Origin of the sequence: Pseudomonas sp. B21-032, from assembly GCF_024748965.1 — a bacterium.
In the GTDB taxonomy this organism is placed as follows: domain Bacteria; phylum Pseudomonadota; class Gammaproteobacteria; order Pseudomonadales; family Pseudomonadaceae; genus Aquipseudomonas.
Window position 1 is genome coordinate 1,269,595 of sequence record NZ_CP087180.1, and the last position, 15,960, is coordinate 1,285,554.

Annotated in this window: 15 protein-coding genes and 1 pseudogene; 7 read left to right on the top strand and 9 right to left on the bottom strand. The window is 63.5% G+C overall.

From position 1 onward, the window contains the following. Window positions 1-3 precede the first annotated feature (3 nt). A complete protein-coding gene (locus tag LOY54_RS05750; RefSeq protein ID WP_093386713.1) occupies window positions 4-699 on the top strand; it encodes an extensin family protein in 696 nt (231 codons plus the stop codon). 4 nt (window positions 700-703) lie between these two features. Here the strand turns inward: LOY54_RS05750 and LOY54_RS05755 are convergent, their stop codons facing one another. Further along, window positions 704-1,324, bottom strand: a complete 621-nt coding sequence (locus LOY54_RS05755) for an energy transducer TonB (protein ID WP_195885814.1) — start codon at window positions 1,322-1,324, stop codon at window positions 704-706. A 95-nt stretch (window positions 1,325-1,419) separates the two neighbouring features. Here LOY54_RS05755 and LOY54_RS05760 point away from each other — a divergent pair, with 95 nt between their 5' ends. Beyond that, the gene (locus LOY54_RS05760; RefSeq protein WP_258609763.1) at window positions 1,420-2,202 is read left to right on the top strand and encodes a class I SAM-dependent methyltransferase; all 783 of its coding nucleotides are present in this window, start codon (window positions 1,420-1,422) and stop codon (window positions 2,200-2,202) included. On the opposite strand, the gene LOY54_RS05765 is transcribed toward LOY54_RS05760, so the two are convergent. Beyond that, entirely contained in the window at window positions 2,199-2,831 is a 633-nt protein-coding gene (locus LOY54_RS05765; protein WP_045193651.1) for a TetR/AcrR family transcriptional regulator, read from the bottom strand. The two genes, LOY54_RS05760 and LOY54_RS05765, sit on opposite strands and share 4 nt — an antisense overlap. A gap of 195 nt (window positions 2,832-3,026) precedes the next feature. Between LOY54_RS05765 and LOY54_RS05770 the strand changes: the two genes are divergently transcribed. Both LOY54_RS05770 and LOY54_RS05775 read left to right on the top strand, forming a co-directional pair. Then, the gene (locus LOY54_RS05770) at window positions 3,027-4,127 is read left to right on the top strand and encodes an efflux RND transporter periplasmic adaptor subunit (RefSeq protein ID WP_045193650.1); all 1,101 of its coding nucleotides are present in this window, start codon (window positions 3,027-3,029) and stop codon (window positions 4,125-4,127) included. Between the two features lie 6 nt (window positions 4,128-4,133). Continuing rightward, window positions 4,134-7,202 (top strand): efflux RND transporter permease subunit, encoded by a 3,069-nt coding sequence (locus LOY54_RS05775; RefSeq protein ID WP_045193649.1) that lies wholly within the window; start codon window positions 4,134-4,136, stop codon window positions 7,200-7,202. Between the two features lie 76 nt (window positions 7,203-7,278). Here the strand turns inward: LOY54_RS05775 and LOY54_RS05780 are convergent, their stop codons facing one another. From LOY54_RS05780 to plsB, 4 genes and pseudogenes are all read right to left on the bottom strand, one after another. Then, entirely contained in the window at window positions 7,279-7,968 is a 690-nt protein-coding gene (locus LOY54_RS05780; protein ID WP_195885816.1) for a DUF4197 domain-containing protein, read from the bottom strand. A gap of 33 nt (window positions 7,969-8,001) precedes the next feature. Further along, window positions 8,002-8,399: pseudogene (locus LOY54_RS05785) on the bottom strand (YbaY family lipoprotein). Between the two features lie 106 nt (window positions 8,400-8,505). Continuing rightward, window positions 8,506-8,856: a YbaY family lipoprotein gene (locus LOY54_RS05790; protein WP_258609766.1), complete on the bottom strand. Its 351-nt coding sequence runs from the start codon at window positions 8,854-8,856 to the stop codon at window positions 8,506-8,508. Window positions 8,857-8,919: 63 nt separating this feature from the next. Then, window positions 8,920-11,406: a glycerol-3-phosphate 1-O-acyltransferase PlsB gene (gene plsB, locus LOY54_RS05795; RefSeq protein WP_258609768.1), complete on the bottom strand. Its 2,487-nt coding sequence runs from the start codon at window positions 11,404-11,406 to the stop codon at window positions 8,920-8,922. 222 nt (window positions 11,407-11,628) lie between these two features. On the opposite strand from plsB, the gene LOY54_RS05800 reads away from it, so the two are divergent. Continuing rightward, complete coding sequence (locus LOY54_RS05800; RefSeq protein ID WP_038996759.1) at window positions 11,629-11,838, top strand: cold-shock protein; 210 nt, start codon at window positions 11,629-11,631, stop codon at window positions 11,836-11,838. A gap of 87 nt (window positions 11,839-11,925) precedes the next feature. Here the strand turns inward: LOY54_RS05800 and LOY54_RS05805 are convergent, their stop codons facing one another. From LOY54_RS05805 to dapE, 3 genes are read right to left on the bottom strand one after another with little or no spacing between them, the layout of a single operon-like run. After that, window positions 11,926-12,303: a hypothetical protein gene (locus LOY54_RS05805; RefSeq protein ID WP_258609770.1), complete on the bottom strand. Its 378-nt coding sequence runs from the start codon at window positions 12,301-12,303 to the stop codon at window positions 11,926-11,928. Between the two features lie 17 nt (window positions 12,304-12,320). Continuing rightward, the gene (locus tag LOY54_RS05810) at window positions 12,321-13,133 is read right to left on the bottom strand and encodes a putative RNA methyltransferase (RefSeq protein WP_258609772.1); all 813 of its coding nucleotides are present in this window, start codon (window positions 13,131-13,133) and stop codon (window positions 12,321-12,323) included. Then, window positions 13,133-14,284 carry a succinyl-diaminopimelate desuccinylase gene (gene dapE / locus LOY54_RS05815; RefSeq protein WP_010224867.1) on the bottom strand — a complete coding sequence of 384 codons (1,152 nt, stop codon included), beginning with the start codon at window positions 14,282-14,284 and terminating at the stop codon, window positions 13,133-13,135. The genes LOY54_RS05810 and dapE overlap by 1 nt, the downstream gene beginning before the upstream one ends. Before the next feature lie 246 nt (window positions 14,285-14,530). On the opposite strand from dapE, the gene LOY54_RS05820 reads away from it, so the two are divergent. Then, a complete protein-coding gene (locus tag LOY54_RS05820) occupies window positions 14,531-15,196 on the top strand; it encodes a DUF1120 domain-containing protein (RefSeq protein WP_258609774.1) in 666 nt (221 codons plus the stop codon). Between the two features lie 121 nt (window positions 15,197-15,317). Further along, window positions 15,318-15,956 carry a DUF1120 domain-containing protein gene (locus LOY54_RS05825; RefSeq protein ID WP_258609776.1) on the top strand — a complete coding sequence of 213 codons (639 nt, stop codon included), beginning with the start codon at window positions 15,318-15,320 and terminating at the stop codon, window positions 15,954-15,956. Window positions 15,957-15,960: the final 4 nt, after the last annotated feature.

A 15,960-nucleotide genomic window follows, 5' to 3' on the forward strand; every position in this document is an offset into this window, starting at 1 on the left:
ACCATGCGCAAAGGATTGCTCGCGGTACTGTGTCTGATTCTGCTCGTTGCACTGGGTGCTGCCTGGCGCCTGGGCTGGCATCTGCCGGATGCCTGGAACCCCTGGGCGGTGCTGGATGTGCGCCAGCCGCCGAACCTGCTTACGCCGTATAAATTGGGCCGCCTTGAGGATGATCCGCAGCTGTGCGAGCAGGCCTTGGCCACCTCCAGCCTGCGCTACCGCAAGCAGGCCGACAGCCCCGCCAATGCGCCGTGCCCCCTGGAAAACGTGGTGCGCGTCGAAGGCTCGTCGGTGCGCCTGAGCAGCAGCTTTCTCGCCAGTTGCCCCTTGGCGGTGGCCTATGCGCTGTTCGAGCGCCATGCCCTGCAGCCGGCGGCGCAGCGCGCCTTTGCCCAGCCGGTGGTGCAGGTCGATCACCTGGGCAGCTTTGCCTGTCGCAACATGTACAACCGCAAGAATGGCCGCCTGAGCCAGCACGCCACGGCCAATGCCCTGGATATCGCCGGCTTTCGCCTGGCGGACGGGCAGCGTATCCAGTTGCTCAAGGACTGGCCGGGGGAGGGCGTCAAAGCGAAGTTTTTAAGGGATGTGCACGCCAGTGCCTGCGACAGTTTCAACACGGTGCTGGGGCCTGAGTACAACGCCGCACACCGCAATCACTTTCACCTGGACATGGGCTTCTGGCAGATCTGCCGCTAAGGCATCAGGCGGCGATGCGCACGTTGTTCAGCACCACCGGGCGAGCCCAGCGGTTGTCGAAGTCCAGCTGCGATTGCTGCACGGCCATGGTGGCGTCGTCGAAGGGCTCCGGCGCCTTGTCCAGCAGGTCCATCTCGAATTCGGCGATCGGCAGGTACAACGGTTTGGCCTGTGGTGCCGGGCCCGGCTCGGGCAGCGGGTGGCCCTGGCTCATGACCACCGGGCGTACCCAGGTGTTGCTGATATCCAGCTGTCGCTGTTGCTCGATGAGTTCGGCGGCGCTGAACGGCGGCGCGAGTTTTTCCAGCAGCTGCGGCTCAAGCTCGGCGATCGGCAGGAACAGCGGCTCTGGCGGGGCCAGTTCGGTGTCGTGCACATCGCACAGGCGCTGGTTGTGGATCTGCGCCAGCACCTGGCTGCCGCCCAGCGGCTCGCCGGTGACCTTGTCGAACTGCTCGGTGGCCACGGCCTTGGCCGCGTCCTCCTGACCTTGCTGCTCAGCCAGGGCGCGGGCAAAAAAATCCTGCCACAGGTGGCTGACGCCGCCCAGTGCCTGGGTATTGTGCCGGCCATAGTCGCCGACGGGCGAGATATAACCTGAGTTGAGCTGAAGAATGTCGGTCATGGCAGTCGCAGAGGGTGCTGGTCTGGCAAAATAGCGAATACTTCGTATATCGGCCGCGGCCGACGATCATTTAATTTTTTTGAGTACAGGATTTGATGGTGGAGCAACTGGCTGACGGCGGCATCCGGGTCGAGGCATTGACGGCCGATTATCAGGCCCAGGCTGGCGAGTGGGCGCAGCGCCTGGGACTGCCGCTGAGCGATGACAATGCAGGCTTTGCCGTGCAGATCGGCGCCGATGGCCTGCAGATCCAGCAGCTCGGTGCGCAGGCGCCGGGGCCGGTGCGGGTGGATTTTGTCGAAGGCGCGGCGGCGCACCGGCGGGTGTTCGGCGGCGGCAGCGGGCAGATGATCGCCAAGGCCGTGGGCGTCGCCCAGGGCGTGCGCCCGCAGGTGCTCGATGCCACGGCGGGGCTGGGCAAGGACGCTTTCGTGCTGGCGAGCCTCGGTTGCCAGATGACCCTGATCGAGCGCCAGCCGCTGGTCGCGGCCTTGCTCGAAGACGGCCTGGCCCGCGCCCGCAGCGATGCCGAGGTGGGCCCGATCGTTGCGCGCATGCAACTGCTCACCGGCAATGCCATCGAGCGTATGCGCACCTGGCAGGGCGAGCCGCCGCAGGTGATCTACCTCGACCCGATGTTCCCTCATCGCGACAAGAGCGCCCTGGTAAAAAAGGAAATGCGCGTGTTCCGCCCGCTGGTTGGTGACGACCTCGACGCCCCGGCGCTGCTCGAAGCCGCCCTGGCCCTGGCCAGCCACCGGGTGGTGGTCAAGCGCCCGCGCAAGGCGCCGATCATCGACGGGCCCAAGCCCAGCCACTGCCTGGAAGGCAAATCCAGCCGCTACGACATCTATCCGAAAAAAGCCCTCAAGGCTTAAGGTCGGTAAGCGCGCATGAACAGCGCCACCACTTCTTGCACATGGGCCTCGGAGGCCTCGGCATCCAGCGCCGGGGCATAGCCGAGCAACAGGCGGAAGTTGGCCGCGCCCTTGAGCAGGCAGAAGAAGTGCTCGGCGGCGTTGGCCGGCAATTCAATGCGCAGCAGCCCGCGGGCATCCACCTGGCGCAGCAGCGCCTCCATCTCGTGCAGCACCCGCAACGGGCCGGCCTCGAAGAAGATCTGGCTGAGTTTCGGGTCCTGATTGCCCAGGGCCATGATCAGCCGGTGCAGCTTGACCGACAGGTCGCTGCTGATCAGCGCCTGAAAGCCGCGGCCGATCTTCAGCAGCACCTGTTCCAGCGGAACCCCTTCAGGAAGCTCGAAAATCAGCTCGGGCAACTGCGCCGTGCAGGTGGCGACCACTGCCGAAGAGAACAGCGTCTCCTTGTCGGTAAAGTGGCTGTAGACCGTGAGTTTTGACACACCTGCCGCTGTCGCGACCGCATCCATGCTGGTGTTGGCATAGCCAAGGGTTAGAAACAGCGCCTTGGCTGCCTCGAGAATGGCCTGGCGTTTTGCCAGGTCCTTGGGCCGGCCGGGGCCGGTAGCAGCGGTGACTTTGGGCATGAGTGAAAAGTTACATATTCCAGTAAGTGCACATGGTACATCGCGACCGGCATTTCGGCGGGCAAAAATCGACGCGCTGCTCCCGGCGTAAATATGGGATTTCTCGCGCAGGCCTGCTTCCCCGCTCCGGTTCCCTGATTTAATATACCCGCCAGTATAAATATTCAAAGCGCCATTCGCGAAAGGTCATCCATCATGTTGCGCCATGCCTTGCCCCTCGCTTTGCCCGTTGGTCTCGTGCTGTTGCTTGCTGCCTGCGGGCAGGAAAGCGCACCACAGACTTCCCTTCGTCCGGCCATGGTGGTGCAGCCGCAGCCGGCCAGCGCCGCCGCCGACAGCTACCCCGGCGAGGTGCGTGCGCGCTTCGAGCCGGAGCTGGCGTTCCGCATCGGTGGCAAGGTCAGCAAGCGCCTGGTCGAGGAGGGGCAGCGGGTCAAGGCCGAACAGCCACTGGCCGAACTCGACCCCCAGGATGTGCGCCTGCAACTGGAAGCCAGCCGTGCCCAATTGGCCGCTGCCGAAGCCAACCTGAACCTGGTCAAGGCCGAGCGCGACCGCTACAAGACCCTGCTCGACCGGCAGATGGTCAGCCATTCGCAATACGACAACGCCGAAAACCTCTACCGTGCTGGCCTGGCCCGGCTCAAGCAAGTGCGCGCCGAGTTCGACGTCGCCGGCAATCAGGCAGAATATGCCGTACTGCGCGCGTCCCAGGACGGCGTGATCGCCAAGCGCCAGGTTGAGGTGGGCCAGGTGGTGGCTGCGGGGCAGACGGTGTTCACCCTGGCCGCCGATGGCGAGCGCGAAGTGCTGATCGGCCTGCCTGAGCAGAATTTTGGCCGCTTCAAGGTCGGCCAGACGGTGGCGGTGGAGCTCTGGTCGCAACCGGATCAACGCTTCAATGGCCGGATTCGCGAACTGTCGCCTTCGGCTGACCCGCGCTCGCGAACCTTCGCTGCGCGCATCGCCTTTACCGCCGGCAAGGTGCCGGCCGAGCTTGGGCAAAGCGCCCGGGTGTACATCCAGCACGCCGAGAACATTCCCCTGGCGGTGCCGCTCTCGGCGCTGACCGCAGAAAACGGCCAGACCTACGTCTGGCGTGTCGATGCCAACAACACCCTCAAGCGCGTACCGGTGCGGGTGGGTGCCTACGGTGAAAACAGCGTGCCGGTGCTCGAAGGCCTGAATGCCTCGGACTGGGTGGTGGCGGCCGGCGTGCATGTGCTCCAGGAAGGGCAGCAGGTTCGTCCGGTGGACCGGTCCAATCGTGTGGTGAATCTGGCGGCCAAGGAGTAAGTCCCGATGGGTTTCAACCTTTCCGCCTGGGCCCTGCGCAATCGGCAGATCGTGCTGTTCCTGATGATTTTGCTGGCTGTGGTCGGCGCGCTGTCCTACACCAAGCTGGGGCAGAGCGAAGACCCGCCCTTTACCTTCAAGGCCATGGTCATTCGCACCAACTGGCCAGGGGCCAGCGCCGAGGAAGTCTCGCGTCAGGTCACCGAGCGCATCGAAAAGAAGCTGATGGAAACCGGCGAGTACGAGAAGATCGTCTCGTTCTCGCGGCCCGGTGAATCGCAGGTCACCTTTATGGCCCGCGACTCGATGCATTCGGCCGATATCCCCGAGCTCTGGTACCAGATCCGCAAGAAGGTCGCCGATATCCGCCACACCTTGCCGCAGGGTATCCAGGGGCCGTTCTTCAACGATGAGTTCGGCACCACCTTCGGCAATATCTACGCACTGACCGGTGACGGCTTCGATTACGCCGTGCTCAAGGACTACGCCGACCGCGTGCAGATCCAGTTGCAGCGGGTCAAGGACGTCGGCAAGGTCGAGCTGCTTGGCCTGCAGGACGAGAAGATCTGGATCGAGCTGTCCAACCTCAAGCTGGCCACCCTCGGCCTGCCCCTGGCAGCGGTGCAACAGGCGCTGGAAGAACAGAACGCGGTGAGCACCGCAGGCTTCTTCGAGACGCCGAGCGAGCGCCTGCAACTGCGTGTCAGCGGGCGCTTTACCACGGTCGAGCAGATCCAGCAGTTCCCGATCCGGGTCGGTGACCGCACTTTCCGTATCGGCGATGTTGCCGAGGTGCGCCGGGGCTTCAACGATCCGCCCGCGCCGCGCATGCGCTTCATGGGCGAGGACGCCATCGGCCTGGCGGTGTCGATGAAGGCTGGCGGTGACATTCTGGTGCTGGGCAAGGCGCTGGAAACCGAGTTCGCCCGCATTGCCCACAATCTGCCGGCCGGCATGGAGCTGCGCAAGGTCTCCGACCAGCCAGCGGCGGTGAAGACCGGCGTCGGCGAGTTCGTTCAGGTGCTGGTTGAAGCGCTGGCCATTGTCTTGCTGGTGAGCTTTTTCTCGCTGGGCATGCGCACCGGCCTGGTGGTGGCCCTGGCCATTCCGCTGGTGCTGGCGATGACCTTTGCCGCCATGTACTACTTCGGCATCGGTTTGCACAAGATCTCCCTCGGCGCGTTGGTGCTGGCCCTGGGCTTGCTGGTGGATGATGCGATCATTGCCGTGGAGATGATGGCGATCAAGATGGAGCAGGGTTTCGACCGGTTCAAGGCCGCCAGCTACGCCTGGACCAGCACCGCCTTCCCGATGCTCACCGGCACCCTGATCACCGCCGCAGGCTTCTTGCCGATTGCCACCGCGCAATCCGGCACTGGTGAATACACCCGTTCGATCTTCCAGGTGGTGACCATCGCCTTGCTCGCCTCCTGGGTTGCCGCGGTGGTGTTCGTGCCGTACCTGGGTGAGCGCCTGTTGCCTGACCTGGCCAAGCTGCATGCGGCCAAGCACGGCACCGCCGAAGGCGGCCCTGACCCTTACGGCACGCCGTTCTACCAGCGCGTGCGGCGCCTGGTGGGCTGGTGCGTGGAGCGGCGCAAGACGGTGATCGTGGCGACTATCGCGCTGTTTGTTGGCAGCATCTTGCTGTTCCGTTTCGTGCCCCAGCAGTTCTTCCCGGCTTCCGGGCGCCTGGAACTGATGGTCGATCTGAAGCTGGCCGAAGGCGCCTCGCTGAGCAACACCGCCGATCAGGTCAAGCGCCTGGAAGCGCTGCTCAAGGAACGCGCCGGCATCGACAACTATGTGGCCTATGTCGGCACCGGTTCGCCGCGGTTCTACTTGCCACTCGACCAGCAACTGCCGGCGCCGAGCTTCGCCCAGTTCGTGGTGCTGGCGAAAACCATCGAGGAGCGCGAACAGCTGCGTAGCTGGCTGATCGCAACCCTCGATGAGCAGTTCCCCGACCTGCGTTCGCGGGTCACGCGCCTGGAAAACGGCCCGCCCGTGGGTTACCCGGTACAGTTCCGGGTCACTGGTGAGCACATCGAGCAGGTGCGTGCCCTGGCCCGCAAAGTGGCTGCCAAGGTGCGCGAGAACCCCCACGTGGTCAACGTTCACCTGGACTGGGAAGAGCCGAGCAAGGTGGTCTACCTGAACATCGACCAGGACCGCGCCCGCGCCCTGGGGGTGAGCACGGCGAACCTGGCGAAGTTCCTGCAAAGCTCGCTGACTGGTTCGGCTGTCAGCCAGTTCCGCGAGGACAACGAGCTGATCGAGATCCTCCTGCGCGGCACCCAGCAGGAGCGCAGCGAGCTTGCCAACCTGCCGAGCCTGGCGGTGCCTACCGACAATGGCCGCAGTGTGGCGCTGTCGCAGGTGGCAACCCTGGAATACGGCTTTGAAGAAGGCGTGATCTGGCACCGCAACCGCCTGCCCAACGTCACCGTGCGCGCCGACATCTATGGCAAGGAACAGCCGGTCACCCTGGTCAAGCAGATCCTGCCGACCCTGGACCCGATACGTGCCGAGCTGCCCGATGGCTACCTGCTGGACGTGGGTGGCACAGTGGAGGACTCCACTCGCGGGCAGAAATCGGTGAACGCCGGGGTGCCGTTGTTCATCGTCGTGGTCCTGACCCTGCTGATGCTGCAACTGCGCAGCTTCTCGCGCACGGTGATGGTGTTCCTCACCGCGCCCCTGGGGTTGATCGGCGTGACCCTGTTCCTGCTGGTGTTCCGCCAGCCGTTCGGTTTTGTCGCGATGCTCGGGACCATTGCCCTGTCGGGGATGATCATGCGCAACTCGGTGATCCTGGTCGATCAGATCGAGCAGGACATCGCTGCCGGGCTGGACCGCTGGCAGGCGATTATCGAGGCGACAGTAAGGCGCTTCCGGCCAATCGTACTGACCGCCCTGGCGGCGGTGCTGGCGATGATCCCGCTGTCACGCAGCGTGTTCTTCGGGCCGATGGCGGTGGCGATCATGGGTGGTTTGATCGTGGCGACAGCGTTGACGCTGTTGTTCCTGCCGGCGCTGTATGCGGCGTGGTTCAGGGTCAGAAAGAGCAGTTGAGAGCTACAAGCGGCAAGCTGCAAGAGGTGCTGTTCACACTGCTTGTGGCTTGCCGCTCGAAGCTTGTAGCTGGCGCTTACAGCGCGCCAAACACCTTCTTGGCAATGCTGGTAGCTGCCGCCGCCGGGTTCTGGCGGATGGTTTCTTCCTGCTTGGCAATCATCTCGAACAGGCCGTTGAGCGCCTGTTCGGTCACGTAGCCTTCGACGTTGGCGTTCTTGGCATCGAGCACGCCCAGGGTCGCTGCTTGCCCGGCGAAGTTGTTGTACTGCTGGGCCAGGCCGACCTGGTCGGTGGCTTTCTTGACGATCGGCAGGAACTTGGCGCGGATCTGCTCGCGGCTGGTCTTGCTCAGGTACTGGGTAGCCGAGTCGTTGCCGCCGCTGAGGATGCCCTTGGCATCGTCCACGGTCATCTTCTTCACGGCATCCACCAGCAGCGCCTGGGCCTGCGGCACGGCGGCTTCGGCGGCCTTGTTCATGCTGGTTTCCAACTGGTCGACCTGGGCGCCCATGCCGAAGGCTTTCATCTTCTTGGCCACTTTGCCCAGGTTGCCGGGCAGTTCGATGCGCACATCCGGGTTATTGCTGAAGCCACCCGGGGTACCCAGTTGTTTCACCGCTACCTGGGCACCCTGGGTCAGGGCGTCTTTGAGGCCAGTGGAGGCATCTTTTTGCGAGAGGTCGCCGAGCGACAGCGCCAGGGCGCTGGCCGACAGCAACAGGCCGGCGCACAGGCCGGTGAAGGTTAGAGCGGGGCGGAACATGGCAGCATCCTTATACGAAGGAAAAACAATCAATCAACGAACGGCATCGACCTTGATGCGTACCGGCTGCGGGTCGTTGCCATCAAGCTGAACGCCATGGTGCTCGGTGTTGATGAACAGCAGCTTGCCGTCCAGTTCGATCCGCGCGCTTACCGCATAGCGGTGGCCGGGCTTGACCTGGGCCGGGTCGTAGCTCAGGTGGAAGGGCAGCGGCACATTGCCTTTGACCGGGCCGCTCTGGCTGGCCAGGGTAACGGCGGGGGCGTCCATCAGCGACACGTCCTGCAGGGCCACGCTCAGGGTGGCGGCGGGCGGCAGGGCGATGCGTTGCAGGTAGAAGACCTCGCCGTCGAGCGAGACCTTGGGGCGGGGGCGTTGGTCGAGCAAGCAGCGAGCAGCGCGCTGCAGCACAGGGTCAGCAGTTTTTTCATGGGGACTCCATTCAATAGAGGTCGAAAGCATCATCGACGTCCTTGAACTGTAACGGATTTCCCGCAGGAGGCCAGTCATAACTGCCACTGCTTGCCGGGACTGCCCTTAGTTGCTGTTGATACGTTGCATGATCACCGTCATTGGCTGGGTCTGGCGCTGTGACAGATCGACATCGTGCGCAACGGTGGTGCCGTAGAGCAGGCGTCCTTCATGTTCGATGCGCGCGCTGACTCTGTACGTAAACCTAGGGTCGATCATGCAGGGATCGAAGCGCAACCTGAACGAGAACGGTACGCTCTGGTCGGTCAGCAGGCTCTGGCTGGCGATGGGCCGGGGTAATACATCCAGGCGTGAGACATCATCGAGATGGACGCTGACAAGGTGTTCCCCGTTCAGGGCGATACGCTCGCGGTAGAGTACATCGACATCTAGGTAGGCAAATTTCTCTGTGTTCATGGTAAGTCTCCAACGTAGGGTGATGAGTTGCTCTATCACCCTACGTTGCAGCGTTTCGTGCGATCAGAGGGAAGCCGTCACCGCTGGCTCGTCGCGCTGCAGGGCGACCTGGCGAATCGACAGGCGCACCTCCGCCGACAGCACGCGCTTGGCCGCGCCCTCGGCCAGTTCGCTGAGTTTTTCGTGGTAGCCAAGTTTGCCGTTGCTGTCCGGGCGCAATACGCCTTGTTCGATCTGGGTCTGGATGAAGTGGCGGAACAGGGTCTTGTCGAAGAACTCGGGGGCGTTCAGGCCATGCAGAATCGACAGGCGCTGGGCCATGATCACGCACAGGTCTTCCAGCTCTTCGGCGCTCAGGGTGTGCTGGCCGCTGTTGAGCAGCAACGCGGTAGCCATGTAGAAGCGCTGCAGGGTCTGGGTGATGGCCCGGGCCAGCAAGGTCAGCAGTACGAACTGCCGCGAGCTCGGTGCCGGGCGCAGGTACACGCCGTTCTCGAAGCGCAGCAGGCCCTGTTCGACAAAGGCCTCCAGCCATTGGTCGACCACCGCGTCCAGCTCATCGAGCTCCCAGCGAATGAACAGCTCCGATTGCAGGTACGGGTACAAGGCCCGGGTGTACTGCAGGATCAGTTCGCGGCTCATCCGCGAGCTGCTCTGGAAGAAGCTCGCCAGCAAGGCCGGCAGGGCGAAGATGTGCAGCACGTTGTTGCGGTAGTAGGTCATCAGGACGGCGTTCTGCTCGTCCAGATAGAGGATCTTGCCCAGCGCATCGCTCTGTTCGGCCAGCAGGTCCATGCCTTTGACGTGGCTGATCAGGGCCAGGCCATCGCCTTCGGGCAGGGTGGTGTGCGGCGAGTAGGGCACCTTGCGCAGCAGCGCCAGATACAGGTCCAGCACCCGCGCCAGGGCGCGCTCGTCCAGGGCCAGACGGCTGGTGGAGAGCAGCGCCAGGGCCACCAGGTTGACCGGGTTGATCGCCGCCGCCTCGTTCAGGTGCTGGGCGACTTTCTCGCCCAGGCGCGAGGTGGTTTCGTTGAGCCAGGCCGGGCGGAACTGCGGGCCGTGCTCCTGCTCGCGCCAGCCGGGTTGCTGCTGGTCGAGGAAGGCGCCGAGGCGGATCGGCTCGCCGAAGTTGACCGCCACCTGGCCGAAGCGCTGCTTGAGCGCGCCGATGACCTTGAAGATGTCGAAGATCGATTCTTTCTTCTTGCTCGCCCCACGTAGCTCGCCCAGGTAGGTGCGGCCTTCGAGTACCCGTTCATAACCGATGTACACCGGCACGAAGACGATCGGCGTGCGCGAGGAGCGCAAGTAGCTGCGCAGGGTGATGGCGAGCATGCCGGTTTTCGGCTGGAGCATGCGCCCGGTGCGCGAGCGGCCGCCTTCGACGAAGTACTCGACCGGGAAGCCCTTGGTGAACAGGGTGTGCAGGTATTCGTTGAACACCGCGGTGTACAGCGGGTTGCCCTTGAACGTGCGACGCATGAAGAACGCCCCGCCACGGCGCAGCAGGCCGCCGATCACCGGCATGTTGAGGTTGATGCCGGCGGCGATGTGCGGCGGGGTCAGGCCGTTGCGAAACAGCAGGTAGGACAGCAGCAGGTAGTCGATATGGCTGCGGTGACACGGCACATAGATGACTTCGTGGCCCGGGGCGATGCCTTGCACCTGCTCGATGTGGTTGACCTTGATGCCGTCGTAGATCTTGTTCCAGAACCAGCTCAGTACCACTTCGAGGAAGCGGATGGCGGTGTAGGTGTAGTCCGAAGCGATCTCGTTGCCGTAACGCAGGGCCTGGGCTTCGGCTTTGGCCAGCGGGATCTTTTCGCGTTCGGCTTCATCGGCGATGGCCTGGCGCACCAGCGGGTCGTGGACCAGGCCCTTGACCAGGTTGCGGCGGTGGGAGATGTCCGGGCCGATGACCGCAGTCTTGAGGTTGCGAAAGTGTACCCGCAGCAGGCGTTGGGCCATGCGCACGGTGCGCTCGTGGCCCTTGTTGTGCTGCACCAGCTCGCGCAGATGGATCGGCGCCGAGAACTGCACGCGGGTCTTGCGCCCCAGGATCAGCACAGTGAGCAAGCGCCGCAGGCGCCCGGTAACCGCCCAGCTGTCGGCAAACAGCAGCTTCCACGGGCTGGATTCGCTGGCCGGCGACTGGCCCCAGAACACGCTGACCGGGATGATCTGCGCGTCTTCTTCGGCATGCTGGCTGATGGCGTTGACCAGCCGCGCCAGGGTCGGCGGGGCGCCGCGCTTGTCCTGGCGGCCGAGCCAGTCGGGCTCCGGGGTCAGGTAGAAGAATGCTGCCGGCTCGTGCAGGGTGCCGACGGCAACCGGCAGCACCGGGCGTGGCAGCCCGGCTTTGGTGCATTCGCGGTCAAGCACCGCAAGGTCGGTGAGCGACGGCGACTGCAGGGCGTAGAACACCGGCCGGCTGCGATCCAGGTTCAGGGTAAAGGATGACTGGTTGATGGTCTCGGAGCGAACCCACAGGTACAACAGGCGACGCAGGGCGCCGAAGATCAGGCGGCGCAAGGGGGAACGGGTCATACGGTGTGTGCTCTGGATGAGATTTTTGAGTATTTGCTCAGTCGACTAGTGTGCCGTATCTGCGCAAGTTCAGCAAAAAGCGCCCCGGTCATGAAAATTAATTTAAGTGTGTCATATACTCGGTCCGCCGCTTGCAAGAGATTTGTGCAAGCTGCGTCGGCAGGGGGCCGTGACCCCTCTGCATGCAAGGCGATTCCAAAATAAAAATCCGGAGTAGTGCAGATGTCGTCTCGTGAGACTGGAAGTGTAAAGTGGTTCAATGACGCAAAAGGTTACGGTTTCATTCAGCGTGAAGGTGGCGCGGACGTGTTCGTTCACTACCGTGCCATCCGCGGGGAGGGGCATCGCACCCTGCTCGAGGGGCAGCAGGTCGAATACAATCTGACTCAGGGCCAGAAAGGCCTGCAGGCAGAAGACGTAGTCGGTCTGTAAGCGCCGGGCCACAAGCCTCGAGCCTGGGCCCACCAGCGAAAAGGCCCGCCGCCGGACGACCGGGGCGGGCCTTTTCGAAGACAGTTTTCAGCTGGTACGCCAGGTGATTTCCTCTTCACCGTCGGCACTGATGCGGATCCAGCGATCGGCATCTTCTTCACCTTCTTCCTCGACCCAGCTGCCCGGTGCGCAGCGCACTTCGACGTTCAGCGCGGCAAAGGCTGCGCGTGCGCAGGCAATGTCATCATCCCACGGGGTCTGGTCGCTCTCCAGGTAAAGACTGTTCCATTTGCCCACAGCCTTCGGTAACCAGGTAACTGGAATGTTACCGGCCTGGCACTTGTAGGTCTGGCCTTTCTGCTGCCAGTCGCTGCACGGGCCAAGCGCTGCGCTGAGCCAGGCAGCGATCTGCTTGTGGTCGACCTCGGCGTCTTTCAGGTAAATCTCGATATCGGGTTGGCGCATAGGGGCTCCAGGTGCGCTCAGTCTTGGCGCACAAAATAATCGTAACGCATCGATACCGTGACCTCGAAAGGCTCGGCCTGGTCGATGACGCGCGCGCGTTTTTCGGCGCTGGCACGCCAGCCATGAGGGGTCATGGCCAGCAGGTCGGCGCGGGCCTTGCTATCGGCAAGGCTGAGGCGCAATTTCAGGGTTTCGCTATGGGCGTGGTGCATGCCCTCGGGGACCAGCGCCAGGTGCTTGTCGTCGCTGTAGTCGCGCACTTCATCGTAAAGCTTGTGGCGCAGTTCGATCAGGTGCTCGTTGGTCGGGCCGACGCGCATCAGGCCGCCGCCGGGGCTCAGCAGGCGCAGGGCCTCTTGCCAGTCCAGCGGGCTGAAGACACTGGCGAGGAACTGGCAACTGCCATCGGCCAACGGTACCCGCGCCATGCTTGCCACCAGCCAGGTCAGCGCCGGGTTGCGCTTGCAGGCGCGCTTGACCGCCTCGCGGGAGATGTCCAGGGCATAACCGTCCGCCTCGGGCAACGCCTGGGCGATTTGCGCGGTGTAGTAACCCTCGCCACAGCCGATGTCCAGCCAGCGCGCGGGTGCGCGTTCGGCGGCAAGCTCAGCCAGGCGGCGGGCCACCGGGGCGTAATGGCCGGCGTTGAGAAAGTCGCGGCGGGCCTCGACCATGGCCTGGTTGTCGCCCGGGTCACGGCTGTTCTTGTGCTGCACCGGCAACAGGTTCAGGTAACCCTGGCGGGCACGGTCGAAACGGTGGCCGGCCGGGCAGGCCACGCCATTGTCGAGGGTGCTCAGCGCGGCGCTGCAGATCGGGCAGGTGAGCATCAGGCAAGCAACCGGGTCAGGGTCTGGTAGTAGATTTCGGTCAGCACATCGAGGTCGCTGGCCAGGATCCGCTCGTTGACCTGGTGAATGGTGGCGTTGACCGGGCCCAGCTCGACCACCTGGGTGCCGAGGGTAGCAATGAAGCGCCCGTCGGAGGTGCCGCCGCTGGTCGATGCCTTGGTCTCACGGCCGGTGACCGCCTTGATGCTGGCCGACACTGCGTCGAGCAAATCGCCCGGCTCGGTCAGGAACGGCAGGCCCGACAGCGCCCAGTCCACGTGCCAGTCGAGCTGGTGCTTGTCGAGGATGGCGGCAACCCGCTGCTGCAGGCCTTCGACCGTCGACTCGGTAGAGAAGCGGAAGTTGAACAGCGCGGTCAGCTCGCCCGGTACCACGTTGGTGGCGCCGGTGCCGGAATTGAGGTTGGAGATCTGGAAGCTGGTCGGCGGGAAGAACGCATTGCCTTCGTCCCAGTGTTCGGCAGCCAGCTCTGCAAGTGCCGGAGCGGCCAGGTGGATCGGGTTCTTGGCCAGGTGCGGGTAGGCTACGTGGCCCTGTACGCCGCGCACCGTGAGCTTGGCGCCGAGCGAGCCGCGCCGGCCGTTCTTGACTACGTCACCGACCAGGCTGGTGCTCGACGGCTCGCCGACGATGCACCAGTCCAGGCGCTCGTTGCGCGCGGCCAGGCGCTCGACCACGGCCTTGGTGCCGTGGTGGGCCGGGCCTTCTTCATCACTGGTGATCAGGAAGGCGACCTTGCCGCGATGGTTGGGGTAGTCGGCGACGAAGCGCTCGGTGGCCACTACCATGGCGGCCAGGCTGCCTTTCATGTCAGCCGCGCCGCGCCCGCAGAGCATGCCGTCGGCATCGATCAGGGCATCGAACGGATCGTTCTGCCAGGCCTGCACCGGGCCGGTCGGGACCACGTCGGTGTGGCCGGCGAAGCACAGCACCGGGCCTTCCTGGGTGCCATGGGTGGCCCAGAAATTGTCGACGTCTTCAATGCGCATCGGCTCAAGCATGAAACCAGCATCGCCCAGGCGTTGCATCATCTGTTTCTGGCAGTCGAAGTCCAGCGGGGTAACCGACGGACGGCGAATCAGGTCGCAGGCCAGTTCAAGGGTAGGCGAGAGGTCGGCTGGGGCCGTCATGGGAAGCTCCGGGGCAAGGCAGGGCGGGCAAAGGGCAACAGTTTAAAGCAAAACGCCCGGGGGGAGGCATGGCCAATCCGCTTCGACAGGAGACGTACAACGAAAAAACCGTCGCTGCCAGTGCTCCTTCCTACCGATCCGTTTGGCAGCGTCCGGCAGATCCGATATCAGCACTAGATCTAAAGTGGCGACTCCGTGGCTATCGCCGCTGGTATCGATTGATTTTCCCTAAAGGTAGGACGTGATATGAAACTTAGCCCACTGGCTCTTCTGGGCGTGCTTGTTGCCGCTGCCCCTGCTGCATTTGCGTCATCCAGCGCCGAGCTCACGGTCAAGGGCACCATCAAGCCAGGCGCATGCACCCCCTCCCTCGGCACCGGCAATGTCGATTTCGGCACCATAGCCGCCAACACGCTGAACCCCGACGCGCATACCGCATTACCGGTAAAAAACCTGAACCTGTCGGTTGCCTGCGACGCCAACACGCGCTTTGCCCTGTTCTCCAAAGACAATCAAGAGGGTTCTGCAACCTCGCCTTCCGACGGCAGCCTGCGCTCCGAGGGGCGGGCTCATGGTCTGGGCTGGTCGACCGGCGAGGAGCCGAAAAAAATCGGCCATTACCTGGTGGAAATCGATCCGGCGCAGACCACGGTTGACGGCTCGACAGGATATGCCAGTGCTTCCACCGATGGTGGTGAGACCTGGGGGAGCGCCGGATCAGCGAGTTACATCTCCCCAAGCGAGCTGCTCGGCTTCAGCCCCGAAAGCGGGCACAACGAAGGGCCGGCTCCGGTCAAGGACCTCATCAGTGTGCTGAACATCAAGGCTCACTTGGCTCCGAGCAACGAGCTGGACCTGTCAGCAGACCTCACGCTCAATGGCTCGGCGGTAATCGAACTGCAGTACCTCTGACACGCAAACTTGAGCGCTAGCAATTGACAGGCGTTGCTTCACCACGGCTTGGCCCTGGGTTGAGACAACGCCTGCGCGAGAACTGAAGCCGCGCTCTGGCCATGTAAAGGAAGACATTCTCATGAGACTCCCGCCACTTGTGCTGCTCAGCGTTTTGCTGGTGCCGGCACCTGTTGTCCTGGCTACACCCGCCATTGAGATCACGGTAAGCGGCACCATTACCCCTGCTGCTTGCCGGCCGGCATTCAGCAACCAGGGAAAAATTGATTTCGGCACCATCGCCTTTCGCGAACTGAACGAGGACTCGCACACCACGCTGGAGGAGCAAACCATGACGTTGACGGTCGAGTGCGACTCGGCAACGCGGTTTGGCCTGCTGGCTCACGATAACCGTCGCGGCTCGTCGACAGCTGTCAATTTTTTCGGCTTGGGGCGATCAGACAACAAGAAGATCGGGCATTACCAGCTCACTGTTGATCCGCACGATGCGCAAGTTGATGGTGAACCCGGGTATGTCACTCGGGGCCTCAGCGGCGGAGTTTTGTGGGAGCGTTCTAGTGCCGGGTCTTACGACCTGGGCACGGGGGCTCACTACATTGGCTTTAGCGCCAGCCCAGGGCACACCAATGGTCCGGACGCGCTAACCGAGGTTCGCACTGATATACGCCTGTCTGCACAAGTGGCGCCGTCGCGGGATTTGCCCGCCACGGAGGATATTGCACTGGATGGTGCTGTGTCATTTGAAGTGCGTTACCTGTGATCAC